Raw genomic sequence first — 16,268 nt, forward strand, 5'->3', positions numbered from 1 at the left:
ATTCGCTTAGGTAATCTACGCGTTTAATAATTACTTAACCTAATAGAAGAACATTATGAAACCGTCTAAGTTAACCCCTTACCGCCTGCCGCTAACAATACTTGTCTTTTTTATTGCCTATTCTCTACTGACACGTACGCCATTATTTGTTATTCCATCGGCGATCAGCCTTATGATTGGTGACATTTTTTCTGCTTTTGATGGTGCAAAAGAAGGGGAGCAAATTGCCTTGATTTTGGCTATTTTACTGTGTGTATTTGCTCATTTTGGTTCTGGTAAATATATGAAGGTCGATGATCAAGCTAATAAAAAGGGCTTACTGAAAGGCATTGGTATGGTGATTCTGATCACCGCTGCTTACATTTACAATATTGTGCAATAACACTCATTAATAGAATTGCTTGATGGCATTCTTTAACGGCATTGTTTAAGGACATTATTTAATAATATTGTTTAAGGGTGCTGTCTAAAGGCTACGTTCAATCGCTATGTTTAATCGAAATATTCAAGAATATGGCGCTGCCAAAGGAAGTTTGTAACAAGTATTTACGAGCTTAATAAAGGAGGGCAGTGTCGAAGCTTGTATTCACTTGGGTTCATACCAAAGAACTTTTTAAAGCTGCGGCTAAAGTGACTGGTATTTAGGTAACCTGTCGCAAAACAGACTTGTGTTACTGATTTATTCTTTCTTAATAAGTCGGCTGCTTTTTTAAGACGTAGTTGAAATAGAAACTCTCGTGGCGTGCTCCCTATTACCTGTTTAAATTCGTTAAAAAACTTAGTGCGACTCATGCATGAAATTTTACTCAAACTATCTATATTAATCTCTTCTCTTAAGTTTTTATGTAAATGATCAATGACGCTATTAATACCGTTATGATCGGGCTGAGCTAAACTGTGGCAAATAATAAAGTCACGGGTTTGGTGTCGCAGTAAGCGTGTAATTAACTCACTCACCGCCAAATCAATCATAAAGCTTCTGTCTTGATGGTTTTCGCTAAATATACCTATCATGCGGTCCAGTAATGCTTGAGTCTGAGTATTATGGTGAGTGTGCATTAATTTATTGTCATAGCGCCATTCTTGTTCGTAAACTGAAAGTGGCGCGCTATTATTCAATTGCTTACAAATCTTCTTTATACGTTTCTGGCTTATTTCGATAGCGATACATGTAGTAGGGCTGTCAATCGTTGCCGTAGGAAAGTCTATTTCAACCATGCGATTAGGGGCAATAATAAAGGATTCGTGCGGTAAAAAATGCGTTTCAAAATCACGCTGATTATTGTGCATTATTTTTTTACCCGTCAACATTCCACAAAACATGAGTTGATCAGAAACCAGTTCAATATTGGTTGCCTGCTCAAAAGTGTCATAAACACTCAACTCAGCTTGCTCTCCAGCAAAGGATATTTTGCTTTCTATTAAGACTTGATGTGCTTTACGTTGCTTATTAAGGCTTTCACTTATCATAAATATCATTCTCTTTAGATTTGGAACTGACAGTCAACAATTGTGAATTTACAGTCACGCAGACTACAAATTAATGAATATGATAACTATTACACAATGGAGTGAAAATAACTGAGAGGTGTTCATGATTTATCCAAATCCTGGTTCAATGGAATCGACAGTGGTCTTTAAAGCACAATACAATAACTATATCGGCGGGCAGTGGGTTGCGCCGGTTAATGGTAAGTATTACACCAACAAGACACCTGTAACCGGAGATGATGTTTGTGAAGTTGCGCGTTCTGACGGAGACGATATTGAACTTGCTTTAGATGCCGCGCATCAGGCGAAAGAAGCATGGGGTAATACCTCAGTGACTGAACGCTCTAATATATTATTGAAAATAGCAGATCGTATTGAAGCAAATCTAGAATTGTTGGCGTTAGTAGAAACATGGGATAACGGCAAATGTATTCGTGAAACAATGGGCGCAGATGTACCGCTAGCCGTTGATCATTTTAGATATTTCGCAGGCTGTATTCGTGCTCAAGAAGGCTCTATTGGTGAAATAGATCAAAATACCGTCGCCTATCATTTCCATGAACCATTAGGCGTGGTGGGGCAAATTATCCCTTGGAATTTCCCATTATTAATGGCGGCTTGGAAAATCCCACCTGCGTTAGCAGCAGGAAACTGCATTGTTTTAAAACCTGCGGAACAAACCCCTCTTTCTATCTTATTCTTGATGGAGCTGATCTGTGATCTGTTACCGCCTGGTGTGTTAAATATAGTTAATGGCTTTGGTGCAGAAGCAGGACAAGCTTTAGCCACATCAACGCGTATTGCTAAGATTGCTTTTACTGGTTCAAGCCCAGTTGGTAAACATATTTTGAAATGTGCAGCGGAAAATATGATCCCTTCGACCGTAGAGTTAGGCGGGAAATCACCTAATATCTTCTTTGCAGATATTATGAATCACGAAGATACTTATATTGATAAATGTGTTGAAGGTGCGACTTTAGCATTCTTTAACCAAGGTGAGGTTTGTACTTCCCCATCACGTTTATTGGTGGAAGAGTCAATTGCCGATGAATTTATTAAACGTCTTATTGCACGAACCAAAGCAATTATTCAAGGTAATCCGCTTAATACGGAAAGTCAGGTTGGAGCACAAGTCTCTAAAGCCCAATATGACAAAATTCTTTCGTATATTGATATCGGTCGTGAAGAGGGCGCTGAAGTACTTGCTGGTGGTGCCATTGAAAACGTAGAAGGGGCTCATGCAGGTTTTTACATTCAGCCAACGTTATTAAAAGGGACCAATGATATGCGCGTGTTCCAAGAAGAAATTTTTGGACCGGTGATCAGTGTAACAACCTTTAAAGATGAAGCCCATGCATTGGAAATTGCTAATGACACACAGTTTGGTTTAGGAGCCGGATTATGGACGCGCGATAGTAACCGAGCTTACCGAATGGGCCGAGGTATTAAAGCCGGTCGTGTATGGACAAACTGTTATCACTTATATCCTGCACACGCCGCATTTGGTGGTTACAAGCAATCGGGAATAGGGCGAGAAAATCACAAAATGATGTTAGAGCATTATCAACAAACGAAAAATATGTTGATCAGCTACGATATTAACCCAATGGGATTTTTCTAATTATTATTGCGCTTAATTGAGTTTGAATTAACTATTCAATGAACCTACCTTAATCAATAAAAGCGATTGAATAATCTATTCACTCGCTTTTATTTAAGTTTTATTAAACTAAAAATCGCTGGTGGTCAGTGTAAACAGCTGAGTCTAGTAGTAACTTGCCATTTTAATGTTTAAAAAATAACTAATTATATTTGTTAAGTCATTGCTTTCTATGTAGTTAAAATTTCGCGATCTAATACTTTTATAATATTTGCACTATGTCGGTGCTAAAAATAACCATATTGGGTACATTGCTGTACAATAAGCCGCCAGAATAAACGCTAGCGAGAAGTAAAGCAGGGATGAAAGAAACAAAAATGGAGGTGTTAAACCACCAAGGTGAATCCATGGAAGTGGATAAAGGATACCGCTTTGGGTACTCCTTTTTTAGCTTACTCGTATTTATAAAACAGACATGTTTAGAAGATAAAAACCGTAATTGCCCTGAACTGCAATGTGATATTTTTTATCGCGATATTATGAATTACGGCTTTCTTGATTCTCATAATCAGCATATGGCCGATGGTCGTTTTGACCTTGCTGCTAAAAACCTCAATGCCATGCATTATATCTCTATCGATGCACTGACGGGTCTACGTAAAAAAGAATATTTACAACGTAAATTAACCAGCCTCGAAAACCAAGTATATTACGATGAAGTTTCAGATTTTTCATTAATTATGTGTGACTTAGATAAGTTTAAAGTGATCAATGATAACTTCGGACACAGTGTGGGTGACGATACGTTAACTTTATTTGGAGAACTAATTCGGGAGAGTATTCGACCTACAGATTATGCTTATCGTTTTGGTGGTGAAGAGTTTCTTATCTTACTGCCTAATAGTAACTTAGAAGAGGCGGTTTGCGTTGCAGAGCGCGTACGCATAACCATAGAAGATAGACTGCAGCTGGGACACTACGGTTTAAGTCAGGTCACCGCCGTTGATATGCAAATATCGAATATTTCTGTACAGGAAGGGGAAGAAGCAAATGCTTTCTTTTTAGCGCGATCTGTTACCTGCAGTTTTGGCGTCTCTAATTACAGTGAGTGTGGGCAATCAACGGAACTACTCTTTACCCAAGCTGATGACAATCTTTATGTTGCGAAGAATAATGGGCGTAATCGCGTAGCGTATTAGTTTTACTTTTTAGTTTCACATCTATTCATCTGAACGCTGCAAATCAATATTTCGCTTTACCCGCTATTTTACTTATTATCGTAAAGTTCTGTTAACTGTTTAATGAAATTAACCTTGTTTGGTATTGATATTGGTATTGTGTTTATTGTTTGCTGGATGAACCAAAAGGCTTGAATGCCGACAGATAACGCGGGCTTAATGTCTTTCTCGAAGTTATCACCGACCATTGCTACTTCAGTTGCACTAATATTTAATTGATTAAGAATTGCATTTAGAAATGCAGGTGTGCCTTTTGATAGACCTAAATTAGCTTTGCAAAAGTAGCCCGAGATAAATTGATTTAAATCGACGCGTTCAAAGGCTTGTTGAATTTCTAATTCAGTGGAATCTGCGGCACCTGTTGCGATATATATCTTTGCATTTTTAGACAAAGCGGCAAGCGTTTCTTTAGCGCCTGAAACTGCTTCAACTACTTCCCAGTCATACATTTTTCCTACTGCATCGGGGAAATCAACCATCAACGTGTCACCCCAATCAAATAAATATACATTTATCATCTTAACTCCATCTTTCATCTTTGATTCATATAAAGCTTTTTGGTCACAGTGTCGTCATCTAAGGCATGATTATTGACAATAAAAAAGCCTGCGGTTAAGCAGGCTCATTAACGTGGTTAATTAACTGGTTACGTCATTAGCTCGCACTATTCATTTGTTTAATAAACTTGTTTGATTCGGCAATTGATTCATTCATATCGTTCATTAGCTGCTGAATATCACGTTTTAGATTGGTGAATTCACCTTTTATTTCTGACACTGCTTGCGCGTTTAAATTATGTTTTAAGTATAAAACGTTATCGTTTAAAGAAGATAATACCGGCTCCATCTTGCTTTCAGCGTTGCGCATAGAGCGTAAAAGAGTGCTAAATTGACTCTTTGTTTCTGCTAGCTTTTGACTGCTTTGGCGTTTTAAAGATGCACTTTTATATTGCTCAAGCTCTTCGTTCCATTCATCAAATAATGCATTAGCCACCTCTTCCACTTTATCAATGTTAGTTGATACTTCGTTTGCTGCTTTTAGGCTTGACTGGTAATCATCGTTTAATGCATCGTAAGTTTTTTGTAGTTCGCCACCTTTAAAGTCGATTAGTGTAGTTAGCCCTTCAAGTGCGGATTGAAATTCTTCTTGCGACTCTTGCTGTGACTCTTTTGTTTCTTCAACACGGTCAATAAGAATATCTCGCTTATGAAGCCCGACCTTTTCCATAGCCGAGTAATAAACTGATTCACAGCCTGATAATGTAAATGTTAGTGCAAGCAATGAAGCACATAATAGTGTCTTTTTTTTCATTTTTAACCCCTGTTTATAAGCATCAATACTATAAATTACGATAATAATCAAAGCACGATAATGACATGGATAATATGATCTCTCCTGATAAACAGCAAGCTAAGCCCAGTGGACTTAAGACATCAAACTAAGCATTCAATATTTGGACGTTCCGAACTATCCCAATTCATAGCCTGTGCGAAGGTTTATGCTCGGTAGTGTGGAAGGTTAGATACCTTTGTCTGCCCAACTAGGTAAATTACACCATAAAATAGGGTTCATGCTCAATTGCATGTAGGCATTCTTGTAAAGTTAGGTTTCGGTGCAATTCAAGCCATTTATCATTGTATCGCATATAAGATAGATTGAACTTTCCATCGCCTACATGCACCATTTTGGCAAATTTAATTTCAAAGCTAGGTGAAATTGCATTTTTTCCTGGGCTATTATGTTTAGAACAAAAATAAAAAGAATTCCCATGCCATTTAGTATATATATCGACAAGATAATTAGAGCTGCTTTCTGGAAGAGGTACTTTAACACTTCTCGGCTTCAAAATTTTATCTATTAATTTCTCTGCTTCTTTATCCAAAGCACTTTTAATTAAACTTGTAACCTTTACTGGCTTGGTTACTGAAGCCATCCATCTATTCATACCTGCAACTTCTCAATTATATTTAGGAAACGAATTATTTTTGCCTTCTCTGGAATCGCTTGTTTTTGATAGTGAAATGTAGCGTTTCTAAATAATCTCATGCATCGACAAAAGCTTTCATTAGTTAAAAGTAAATCTACACCTTCATTTGCAAAATCAAGTTCAATGTAACCTTTAATTACAACAAATATCAGACCATAAAATACTGATAAACGAGAAAATGAAGAATGCATTTCTTTAAATTGAAGCATTTCTTTAGGAAGATCTGATTTACTTTCAATAGGTGTCCAAATCACTTGTTTTACTGCATCTGCATTTAACTAATGTTTATGTGATGATATGAGTTTATCCGCACTGACTTCTGAAGGCCTGCATCGTTTTAAGTTGTTAATTACAGTTGGTTAAAATGTGGAGGCACAAACAGCAGTCAACTAACTTGCCCATCTTGAAAGCTCTTATATTATGTGCGAGCTTTAACTAGAGAGAGATACTTGCTTTCGCACTCAGAGAAAAGCGTGAATGAATTCATGCTATTACCGTAATTTTGAATTGTTAAGGTATCACCTTGCTGCATCGCACTTACTTCGATTTTTGAATTACGTGGCGATTCTGAGGCATACAACCCGGAGAATACAATTTGTTGGCCCTTTTTCATAAAAGTGCCTTTAGCAGATCGAGCATTTGTTTTAACTTTGTATACAAGCTGATTACCTTCTTGTGATAGCCCAACAACTAAGTTACATGATGATGGTTCCAAACTTTTGTAGTAAACAAAACTGGATTTAGGCAGCATAGAACACCCTGAAATGACGGTGAAACAAATGATCAAATAAAACAACTTTTTCAAATTACCTCCTAGTATATAACGCCCGCACAAACGGACAAACATTGTGGTTTATAATGTTAATCAAAATGGAATCTAATTAACTGTTTTTGTTGCGATTTGATGCACTTTTGTACGTCCAGCATGGACTAATGAGATGAAAGTCTTCTGTAGGAAGGTCACCATTTAATCACTTAGGTGATTAAACGCTAACGACTAGCGAATGGCAAGGGCTTATCCGTGAGGATGAGGCTAGTGGAGGCTGCTAGCCATCCTTGTGAATAAAGAGGGGAGCTGATGAACAAGAACATCATATGAGGCGTAGGTTAGAAGTGAGTTGGCACAAGACAATGAAACCATGTGATCTAATGACCACCGTAAATGATGCAGTGCAAAGAAAGTACATGCTCTTATCTGGGGAGATCGGCTTAACACGCGAGCGTTAACTAAACTTGTTAATGTGGGATGGTAATGAGAAAACAGATCTACAAGCTCAATCTGTATTTACGAGGATAGGGGAATTATTTTCTGATAGCCAAGGGTTGCCAATTAACGATTGAGCTGATCATTGGATCCGCCGCCGACGGTGAATGTTTTTCTCATCAATAAGTGGGGCGGTAATGGCGTAAACCAAGGACGAAATTGAGATCATTGATCAAACTTGGTGTTAGTTAGCGTTTAACTATTTTCTGTGCCAGTGGATTTATAAAAAGTACCAGCAAAGGACCTTGTCGTAGTTCGAAAACCAAAGGGATCAATATAGCGATCAGTAATGCGTTTTTAGCCTGACAAGGCTTGATACCATTAAAGGATTTGTGGATTAATATTCACTATTCATCATAAGATTAACCGACCTGTGAAGAGCCGCATGTAGGGTGGTGTGGGGCTGGAGGCTAGATAGATTAGAAAAACTCGGTTTTAATCGTTTAATGTTGATTCGTCTGCGCTCACCCTGACAGCTAGCTATTTATTTGCAGTGTTTTCGCCCTGTCGGCGACATCCTTTCTTTTACCAGAAAAGAAAGGATGCAAAGAAACTGGCCACCGAAGCGCTTTCTTATCCAAACGCTAATTGCCTTTCTTAACGCACCAGTTCATACAGCACATCCATGTGCTGAATGAACTTACAGCAAACGTCCTGTTTGCTGTTGCTGAAAGTCATTTATCGTTTGGGAAAGCTCAACGGTAGGGGAGTGACAGCCACATTGAGCATCGTTTTTCTTGAGGTTTTGTGGAAAAGTGTTTTTAAAAGGTAAAAAATATTTGAACCGATTTTCTTATTTTTTAGTTGGGTAAGGTCTTCAGCCATTAAAAGAGAAGTGGATTAGCACTTACTATTTATCATAAAATGAATCGCCTTGTTCTGAGCGGCATGCGTTGTGATGTTGATACCTGAGGCTAGATACCTCCGGCTGCCCTATTAGCTGTATTCACTTGAGTCTTACTTATATTTACGAAAAACCTAAGTAAAAAGTTGTTAAATTTAGCTTTAACGTAATCCTCGAAGAGCTCGTCTAATATCAGTTTCGACATAGCCAAGCTCGTTTTAGCCTTTTTTGTAAGTCCATTTAATTCTCTATTAAATAGTTGGCAAACTCAGGTAGTAACACCTAACGTTTTGCTCATTGCGATAACTGTATCGAGTCAATGTGCTACAACTTGTTACATTTCATCATCTGAATCTTCATTTGCCTTTTTTAGATGATTAAGATATTTTTTAAACAAACCTACTTGTTCATAGTTGTCTATATTTTTTAGCTGATTTAAATTAAATAGTTCAGAGTTTTCTATATTTTTTAGATAATTTAAATTAAATTGTTCAGAGTTAATAATTTGATTATCATTATCATGATGAAACAAGGTTTCAATACTATTTTTTTGAAATTTTTCTAACTCTTTCATTTTTTGATACTCTAATAACTCCTTTTCTCTAAGGTATTTTTCACTCTGAAGTTCCATCAATTCTTTTTGTTTAAAGAGCTTTTTCTTCTGTAATTCGAATAACTCTTTCTCTCTTTGTATTTCTAAAAATTCATTTTTTCTACGTTCATTTTCCAATGACTGTTTGAACTGTGAATTTGCATCAATTATCGAACTTTCATGAATTCCAATATTTAACCTATCTTTACCATCATTAAGAAACTGATATGTATTATACATGTGGAACATGTCAATCTTGGATTCTTTGTATATTTCATTTTGTAAGCTAGCATGAGGTCCTATTTGCTTTTTTCCTCTAGAATCAAGTATGTACCACCAATCCTCTTTGGAATCATCGGTTACAAATATAACACTCTTTATGGAGTCTTCTTTTGCTTTTATAATTAGCTGTTTCCATAAAATCAAATCACCAAATTGCCGTTGATAAGCCAGTTCGTCATAATCAAAAGTATTATCTGGAGCTTTCCCTTTAACTGCGTCTTTAAAGCCTGGTGGAATGCAGTTTTCATAACGCTTTTCCCCTTCTTTATATAAATTATCAAGCCATTCTTGACTATCTGGTCTAGCTCCAACTTTATTTTCGAAAATATCATTTATCGCCGATCTGATTATGTCGTGAGACCTAACACAGGGTTGTTTTTTGTCCCAATAATCCACAGATTTTTTATAATCTCGTAAACTTTTCTTAACTTCTGATTTTAGCTTGTCTGTATTCTCGTGCAATTTAGGGAATCGTCTTTTTAAAGCGAACTCGTTGAAGTCGTTATCAAATGTTTTTTCTATTTTTTCTAGTAGATCATTAATTTTGCTGAATACAGCCTTTTCATCTTTTACAACTTCTAAACGTCTTCGTTGATATTCAAGACCTACATGGTATGGAATCCATACTTTTTCCCCTAGACTTTTAAGGACTTCAAAAAAATCTTTTCTTGTCTGCTCCTCATATCCATACAAATTTAGAAAAACATTAGTATCAAATATAAAAAGTGTACTTTCGCTTGACCAAGCGTCAGTAAGAGAATCCGTTGTAGGGGTATGAAACCCTTTAAACATACTTTTCAATGAATTTTACTCCATAATTAAGAAAGAAATGTAACAGCTTCTTAAGCCTGAAAATTCCATACTTCTGGTAGAAATACGGAATATATTTCTTTGTTAAAAATCAATTGATAATACGCTTAATTAACAGTACATCAAATGTTTAGAGTGAAAAGTCAAAATTTAATGATGTGGAAAAACAGAATAGTTCTTTATTAACAACGTAAAGGCAGAGTAGTGTTGGTTTATTTACACTGCCTAATTTTAAGCGCCCGTCATTCGACAAGCAATACGTCTACAACTCTCCACCGTTAAGCTTTTCCAAGTAATAACCCATTTTAGCAAAACCAAGCAGGATGTTTGGATTAGTTGAAACTAGCGCATGGATATACATTTGATACGTTACGTTTAAGTTGGTTAGTTTTGGTAAAGTGCTATTTTTAAAAGATATTGAGTGTTTTGGAACGCTCAACGCGGCTACATCAATTTCCCCGTTATATTTTTCTGAATCAATGATTGCCTTTAGCAAGGTTAGGCAAGGATGCCGTTGCTAGCGAACTTCGCGGCATGGACGCCGCGTATGAGCGGTGCGTTAAGAAGGTACTCATTTATTCAGATTAAAAAATATTCGGTGTGGCCTTTTCTTTGGTTACTTTCTTTTGGCCACTCAAAAGAAAGTAACACGCCGATAAGGCGGAACACCAAGTAATAATTATTCATTAAGCTAAGTTGAGCGTAGACGAACCAACTCTTAAATATCACTGAACAATATAAAAAACACACTGTTGTTGCGACAACAAAAAAAGGCCATCTATATTTCTATAGACAGCCCACTAATTCATCACTTATTTCAGTTTTAGACGTTTTAGCTGCCCAAAACTAAACCTAATCCAAAACCTACGCTACTTGCTCAGCTTGAAGATAATTCACTAAATCATCAATACTCATTACTGGAATATTGTGTTGCTGTGCAAACTTCACCACTTCTGGTAAACGTGCCATCGAGCCATCTTCATTGCTTAACTCACAAATAACACCCGCTGGCGTAAACCCTGCTAATGTTGCTAAATCAACTGCAGCTTCCGTATGTCCTCTTCGTACTAATACACCACCTGCAACTGCTTGCAGTGGGAAAACATGACCTGGTCGAGATAGGTCATCAGCTGTTGCATTGGGTGCTACTGCGGCTTTAATAGTAGTCACACGGTCTGCTGCTGAAACGCCTGTTGTCACACCATGCTTTGCTTCAATACTGACAGTATAAGCGGTGGTATTTTGGCTAGTGTTATTGCTGACCATTTGTGGAAGTTGAAGCTTTTGCGTGGTTTTGGTGGGTAAGCATAAACATACTATGCCACTGCCTTCACGGATCATCATGGCCATTTGTGGGGTTGTTAATGTTTCAGCAGCAAAAATAAAGTCACCTTCATTTTCTCTGTCTTCATCATCGACTACTAACACGCCTGAACCATTTTGGATTGATTGAATGGCATTTAATACACGAGAATGTGCATCACCGAATAAACTTAATAGAGACTGACTCATGGTATTTTCCTTTGAATAGTTACCAGAATCAGGGCATTGAGAATCACATCATCCAATTATTAGATGATGTAAATTAGCACTACACATGCAGCACTTTGGTTTCTCTTTCATCCGGACTTTAACCGTCGGCTCTGGAATTAAACCAGATCTGCTGACCTTTATTACTACTATTACTACGTTAAATAATCAATAAAGCGCTCGCGGGCTCACCTATTAGGTTTACCGCCGGTGGGGAATTTCGCCCCGCCCTGAGAATTGCTAAGTTAAATTAGCGTGCGGATTTTAACGCTTACTCAATGAGGAAGATAGTTGAAAAAGAAGATAGTTGGATAAATTAAGGTAAGACGAAACTCAATGCTGCTAAAATTCCTCACCGTGAGTTTCCCCAAGCAATTAATTCATTTTAGTAAAACCAAACAGGATGTTTGGGTTAGTTGAGGCTAGTGCATGGATACACTTCCGAAACAGTGCGTTTAAAAATGATTACTTGATTGGGATTAAGAAGCGATTCGGTGCCAGCTTTCTTTGAGTTATTTATAGGTACAGGTTCTCTACTGTTCTAGAGAAATTAAAGCTAATAAATAGTAAGCAGCATCGATGAGCACAGACGAAACAATACTCATAATGGTGGCAACTTCCGCCGTTGAGCTTTCCCAAGCAATTAACTTATTTTAGTAAACCCAAACAGGATGTTTGGATTAGTTGAGGCTTTAAGGATCATATGCTAACTAGGTCGCTCAATATGGCTACATCAATTTCCCCGTCATATTTTTCTGAATCAATGATTACCTTCAGCAAGGTTAGGCAGCGAATTATACGACAGTATTGTGTTATGAGCAGGCGTTGCTAGCGAACTTCGCTGCATGGACGCCGCGTATGAGCGGTGCGTTAAGAAGGTACTCATTGCTATATTTTAAAAAGAGGAGATTAAAAAATATTCGGTGTGGCCTTTTCTTTGGTTACTTTCTTTTGGCCGCTCAAAAGAAAGTAACACGCCGATAGGGCGGAACACCAAGCAACAATTATTCATTAAGCTACGTTGAGAGCAGACGAATTCTGATGCTAATTAAATAGGACTTTAATTTGAAAAAGCTTCTGTTGTTGCGACAACAAAAAAGGCCACCTATATCGCTATAGATGGCCTTTTTAATCGTTACTTAACAGCAGTGATTAAAGTTCGATAGTTACTACTTCACCATCAATGGTTAACTCTAACGTGTTGCCAACCAATTTATGTGACACTTCAGTTTTAGGACCATTGATTTTGCTTGGCACTAACAGCGTTAAAATATTGTGCTCTTTCTTCGCTTTAAATTTAGCTTCAACATGGCGATGAACTTCAAGGTCTGCAAATTCAGAAGGGTCAACTTCCCCAAAGCCTTCAACGTTTTCAATGGATAAAAGATCATTCTTACTCTCATTGATAAATGACACGTCTAATAGGGCATTGTCACCGATGATTTGGAATGAGTCTTGAGCCGTTTCTGTTTTGAATGTTGTGTGTAATAACCAAGTGAGATCTTGCTCTGTTTTTAACGTCGCGGTATCACGCATTACAAAGACTTTGCCTTTAGCAAACCAAATTTTACGTTTGTAAGATTCTAAATCTGGGTTATGGAATTGGTACGATGTTGATGCATCGCCTTCCACAAATAATACGTCAGATTCTGTATCGTAATCGCTGATTTTTCCGCCTGCTTCAACACAGTAACGATCTTGGTGAACACCTTCAAACTTAGTGGTGGTGTTTTCTGCGTACTGACCTTTACCACCAAATAGCGGTAAGTTTTTAGAAAAGGTACGACGACGCCATTTGATGTGCATATCCACACCAAAACCACCGTAATAACCTGTGATTGCGGCTAAAGTATCGCCAAAGGCATGTAATGTGTAAGCATTTTGGTCACCGTGTGAATGGCTGATAGAACCAAATGGACTACATTTATAAACCATGTGAATGTGTTCTTCACGGTTGGTCATATTACTGTGAAATGCTGCCCAGCCAGTGGTTGGGAATACTTTAAGTAATGGTTTGTCTGAAGGTTTAACCTCAGGCATGTCATTCCATAGGTAATCAAAACGTAGGTCATCGTAACCAAAGTCCCACCAACCAAAGTTGTAGAATTTAGTATGTGCTTCAGTATCACGCGCTTTTAATTGGTTGTAGTACCAAATGTACTCAGGTTTGTTGTTAACGCCGGCAAAATGTTTGATGTTGTAAGCGAGTTTAAGGCCTGGGAAATCACCAATACTTGATTGGTCACAAAAGCTTGCTCGTTTTGAGTGAACAGGCATGCAATATAGCGGGAAATCACCGGTATTTTTATAGAACTCTTTATTAAACATATTGATCGAGGTGTAGCTTTTCAGTAAATCAAAAGACTCACCGAGGAATGCCATTTGCGTGTTCCAGTAATCAGGGCCTTCTGCCCACGCGCCATCTTTGCCGCCCCATGGTGGGTAATGCACTGCGTAATATTCAATACCGTATTCAATATACTCGCGCGCTTTAGGGTATTCATTGTAAAGTGCAATACAAGTAGGAATAACTGCTGAGCTAATACTACGCACACCGTGACTGTTTAGCGGGTTCGCCAATAGGTCAACGGTCACTTTGAGGTGATGCATGATCTCTTCTAAACGCACAATTAATGCGGCTTTTACAATTTCACGCTCTTCTTCTGAGAAGTAAGCGTGCAGCCAGTCATAACCCCAAGCCATTGCTGCGATAACACGGAATGCAGCTTCATCGTTATAACCGCGAGACGTTACACCTTCAGGATCGTAAGAAGCTAATTGTAATGTCCACGCTTTTGCTTTTGCGATCATAGCTTGGTCTTCTAACACTACACCAGCAATTGAAAGATTGCGGGTTGCATTGAACGCTTCTTGACAGCTAACGTACATTTGACGCCAGTAAGGACGCCATAAAGAGGCCTTGCCTACGGTTTCTTCCGGATAAGCTTTTGGCTCTGAGTAGGGGGTTGTTTCTAGGAACTTGTTTGTTGAGTTATTCAGGAATGCATCAAATTTACAGTAACCTGCGTCATTTTTAAGTTTAGTTCTGAATGCTGGAAGGTCTTTGCTTTGAACTAATAGACGAGGGTGCTCAACACTTAAATTATCAAGGAAAGACAGGTCAATATCTGCTTTTTGAACTTGAACTGGCATTACATCAAGTAGATTGCCAGCAGACTTGTCATTCTCTAGTTTGATCGCTTTTATTGCATCAAAAGACTTGTTAGACATTTAATACCTCTAATTTATGAAATTAATAAATCTATGTAATAGCCTCGTTCAATGTCACTTATTTACTGTGCTGAGCAAGGTATGTTAAATAATGCCAATGCTTTTAAGTCGCTTTATTATCTCGCAGGTTAATCGCGTTGGGGTAAAATATTGAGCTGAAATAAGGTAAATCATTCATTTGTAATGATTTCACCGTTTTATCACTCATTCGTATTGGTTGTATTGCAAGTGTGAGAGTTATTCAACACGTCATAGTCTGTATTTTATATCATTTGTATTACTTAATTACAATATGACTAGGTCGGCAGGGTGTTAATTTTAGGGCTAGCTCACAAGCTATAAAAGTCATTTAACAGGTTGAGTGCTGATTAAAGGGGAGTAGGCAATAAAAAAGCGACGGGATAAGCGTCGCTTGTGGTTTTTAGCGTTAAGACTGTGTAGCAATAAAATGTTACTTTGTTATTTTGTTGTTTTGTAACTACTCAGGCCGTTGCTATTTAAGCCTATTTCTTCGTTGAAAAATGCTCATTTAAACCACTAAACTGCGCTTTTTCGCCTTGAACTAAGCATACATAGCTTAGCCCTGAGCATTTACGTTTTTATTTTGGTAAAAAGCACTCAGTTTTAATGGGCTGAGTAGTTACGTTATTTTTACGTAAGGTTTATAGCTTTTCTATTTTTTTCTCAATCTCTGATATTTTGCTATCTACCACTAATTGTAAATGTTTTAGATCCGACAAAATTTGTTGTTTAAGTTCTTTCTCTGAACTCTCTTGTAGGCTAAGGCTATCTAGCTCTTGAATAATTTTATGTAATGTTGGATTGATTTCAGATAAGTCAGTAAACCTTTCAGTATTCTGGCCTCCACTCACTCTTTTAACTTGGCGCTGAAATTTAAATTTACTGCTTCGACCGATTAACATGCCGCTATGTTTACGGAAATATACTTTTAAAATATCTTTTTCACCTTCCTGACGTAATGAATAGCGTTTGATATTTTCTGGATTACGGATGCCGACATCTTTAAGATTTGGGTACATTTTTTCTCCTTTCAGTCTAATGCTAATGTTAATAGTATTTAAAATATTATGACTTTCAGTGTGGACTATCGAAAAAAAAGATCAATTCATATTATCTCTAATTGTTTAGTTATCCCGATCCAAGTCAATTTATAATTTTTACTATTGGTTTTATCTTTTATGCTTGAAAGTTATTAGTAAAGTTTATTTACAGTTTGAGTGGCCAGTGAATTTAAAGATTGAGTGGACAGTGTATTTAAATATTGAGTGCCAGTGTATTTAAATATTGAGTGCCAGTGCGAGAAAAGTATTCATTGAAGGAGGGAGTTAAAAGTACTGAGAGAGAAAATAAACAGCTCCAAAATAAGGACTTATTTTGG

General features: G+C 37.4%; 13 protein-coding genes and 1 riboswitch. Of the genes, 3 read left to right on the top strand and 10 right to left on the bottom strand.

Features of this window, described 5'->3' with window-relative positions:
- Nucleotides 1-55 precede the first annotated feature (55 nt).
- On the top strand, nt 56-382 hold the full coding sequence (locus MT390_RS11275) for a hypothetical protein (protein ID WP_166371740.1): 327 nt from the start codon (nt 56-58) through the stop codon (nt 380-382).
- Between the two features lie 164 nt (nt 383-546).
- Here MT390_RS11275 and MT390_RS11280 read toward each other — a convergent pair whose 3' ends face one another.
- Entirely contained in the window at nt 547-1,470 is a 924-nt protein-coding gene (locus MT390_RS11280) for a helix-turn-helix domain-containing protein (protein ID WP_166371741.1), read from the bottom strand.
- Nucleotides 1,471-1,594: 124 nt separating this feature from the next.
- Here MT390_RS11280 and exaC point away from each other — a divergent pair, with 124 nt between their 5' ends.
- On the top strand, nt 1,595-3,112 hold the full coding sequence (exaC, locus tag MT390_RS11285; protein ID WP_166371742.1) for an acetaldehyde dehydrogenase ExaC: 1,518 nt from the start codon (nt 1,595-1,597) through the stop codon (nt 3,110-3,112).
- Between the two features lie 341 nt (nt 3,113-3,453).
- Nucleotides 3,454-4,290, top strand: a complete 837-nt coding sequence (locus MT390_RS11290) for a GGDEF domain-containing protein (RefSeq protein ID WP_499441189.1) — start codon at nt 3,454-3,456, stop codon at nt 4,288-4,290.
- Between the two features lie 68 nt (nt 4,291-4,358).
- Here the strand turns inward: MT390_RS11290 and MT390_RS11295 are convergent, their stop codons facing one another.
- The 9 genes from MT390_RS11295 to MT390_RS11335 all read right to left on the bottom strand — a co-directional run bounded on the left by MT390_RS11295 (nt 4,359) and on the right by MT390_RS11335 (nt 15,909).
- Nucleotides 4,359-4,847, bottom strand: a complete 489-nt coding sequence (locus MT390_RS11295) for an HAD family hydrolase (RefSeq protein WP_499441191.1) — start codon at nt 4,845-4,847, stop codon at nt 4,359-4,361.
- A gap of 136 nt (nt 4,848-4,983) precedes the next feature.
- The gene (locus MT390_RS11300) at nt 4,984-5,640 is read right to left on the bottom strand and encodes a DUF2959 domain-containing protein (RefSeq protein WP_166371744.1); all 657 of its coding nucleotides are present in this window, start codon (nt 5,638-5,640) and stop codon (nt 4,984-4,986) included.
- Nucleotides 5,641-5,878: 238 nt separating this feature from the next.
- Nucleotides 5,879-6,274: a DUF3024 domain-containing protein gene (locus tag MT390_RS11305; protein WP_499441193.1), complete on the bottom strand. Its 396-nt coding sequence runs from the start codon at nt 6,272-6,274 to the stop codon at nt 5,879-5,881.
- A complete protein-coding gene (locus tag MT390_RS11310; RefSeq protein WP_499441195.1) occupies nt 6,271-6,570 on the bottom strand; it encodes a hypothetical protein in 300 nt (99 codons plus the stop codon). The genes MT390_RS11305 and MT390_RS11310 overlap by 4 nt, the downstream gene beginning before the upstream one ends.
- 164 nt (nt 6,571-6,734) lie before the next feature.
- Nucleotides 6,735-6,929, bottom strand: coding sequence for a hypothetical protein (locus MT390_RS11315; protein ID WP_499441197.1), 195 nt, complete (start codon nt 6,927-6,929; stop codon nt 6,735-6,737).
- Nucleotides 6,930-8,758: 1,829 nt separating this feature from the next.
- Nucleotides 8,759-10,090 (bottom strand): PIN-like domain-containing protein, encoded by a 1,332-nt coding sequence (locus MT390_RS11320; RefSeq protein WP_499441260.1) that lies wholly within the window; start codon nt 10,088-10,090, stop codon nt 8,759-8,761.
- Nucleotides 10,091-10,972: 882 nt separating this feature from the next.
- A complete protein-coding gene (gene ribB, locus MT390_RS11325; RefSeq protein WP_499441199.1) occupies nt 10,973-11,620 on the bottom strand; it encodes a 3,4-dihydroxy-2-butanone-4-phosphate synthase in 648 nt (215 codons plus the stop codon).
- 95 nt (nt 11,621-11,715) lie between these two features.
- A riboswitch (FMN riboswitch) is annotated at nt 11,716-11,880 on the bottom strand.
- Nucleotides 11,881-12,790: 910 nt separating this feature from the next.
- The gene (locus MT390_RS11330) at nt 12,791-14,869 is read right to left on the bottom strand and encodes a DUF4962 domain-containing protein (protein WP_499441201.1); all 2,079 of its coding nucleotides are present in this window, start codon (nt 14,867-14,869) and stop codon (nt 12,791-12,793) included.
- Between the two features lie 662 nt (nt 14,870-15,531).
- On the bottom strand, nt 15,532-15,909 hold the full coding sequence (locus tag MT390_RS11335; RefSeq protein ID WP_166371750.1) for a DUF3461 family protein: 378 nt from the start codon (nt 15,907-15,909) through the stop codon (nt 15,532-15,534).
- Nucleotides 15,910-16,268: the final 359 nt, after the last annotated feature.

The sequence above is a fragment of the Vibrio sp. 2-Bac 85 genome (assembly GCF_037546705.1).
Taxonomy (GTDB): domain Bacteria; phylum Pseudomonadota; class Gammaproteobacteria; order Enterobacterales; family Psychromonadaceae; genus Psychromonas.

Excerpts from the sequence above, each read along its gene's own strand:
- MT390_RS11275 (WP_166371740.1), top strand. The coding sequence starts at position 56 with ATGAAACCGTCTAAGTTAACCCCTTACCGCCTGCCGCTAACAATACTT.
- MT390_RS11280 (WP_166371741.1), bottom strand. The coding sequence starts at position 1,470 with ATGATAAGTGAAAGCCTTAATAAGCAACGTAAAGCACATCAAGTCTTA.
- exaC (WP_166371742.1), top strand. The coding sequence starts at position 1,595 with ATGATTTATCCAAATCCTGGTTCAATGGAATCGACAGTGGTCTTTAAA.
- MT390_RS11290 (WP_499441189.1), top strand. The coding sequence starts at position 3,454 with ATGAAAGAAACAAAAATGGAGGTGTTAAACCACCAAGGTGAATCCATG.
- MT390_RS11295 (WP_499441191.1), bottom strand. The coding sequence starts at position 4,847 with ATGATAAATGTATATTTATTTGATTGGGGTGACACGTTGATGGTTGAT.
- MT390_RS11300 (WP_166371744.1), bottom strand. The coding sequence starts at position 5,640 with ATGAAAAAAAAGACACTATTATGTGCTTCATTGCTTGCACTAACATTT.
- MT390_RS11305 (WP_499441193.1), bottom strand. The coding sequence starts at position 6,274 with ATGAATAGATGGATGGCTTCAGTAACCAAGCCAGTAAAGGTTACAAGT.
- MT390_RS11315 (WP_499441197.1), bottom strand. The coding sequence starts at position 6,929 with ATGAAAAAGGGCCAACAAATTGTATTCTCCGGGTTGTATGCCTCAGAA.
- MT390_RS11320 (WP_499441260.1), bottom strand. The coding sequence starts at position 10,090 with ATGTTTAAAGGGTTTCATACCCCTACAACGGATTCTCTTACTGACGCT.
- ribB (WP_499441199.1), bottom strand. The coding sequence starts at position 11,620 with ATGAGTCAGTCTCTATTAAGTTTATTCGGTGATGCACATTCTCGTGTA.
- MT390_RS11330 (WP_499441201.1), bottom strand. The coding sequence starts at position 14,869 with ATGTCTAACAAGTCTTTTGATGCAATAAAAGCGATCAAACTAGAGAAT.
- MT390_RS11335 (WP_166371750.1), bottom strand. The coding sequence starts at position 15,909 with ATGTACCCAAATCTTAAAGATGTCGGCATCCGTAATCCAGAAAATATC.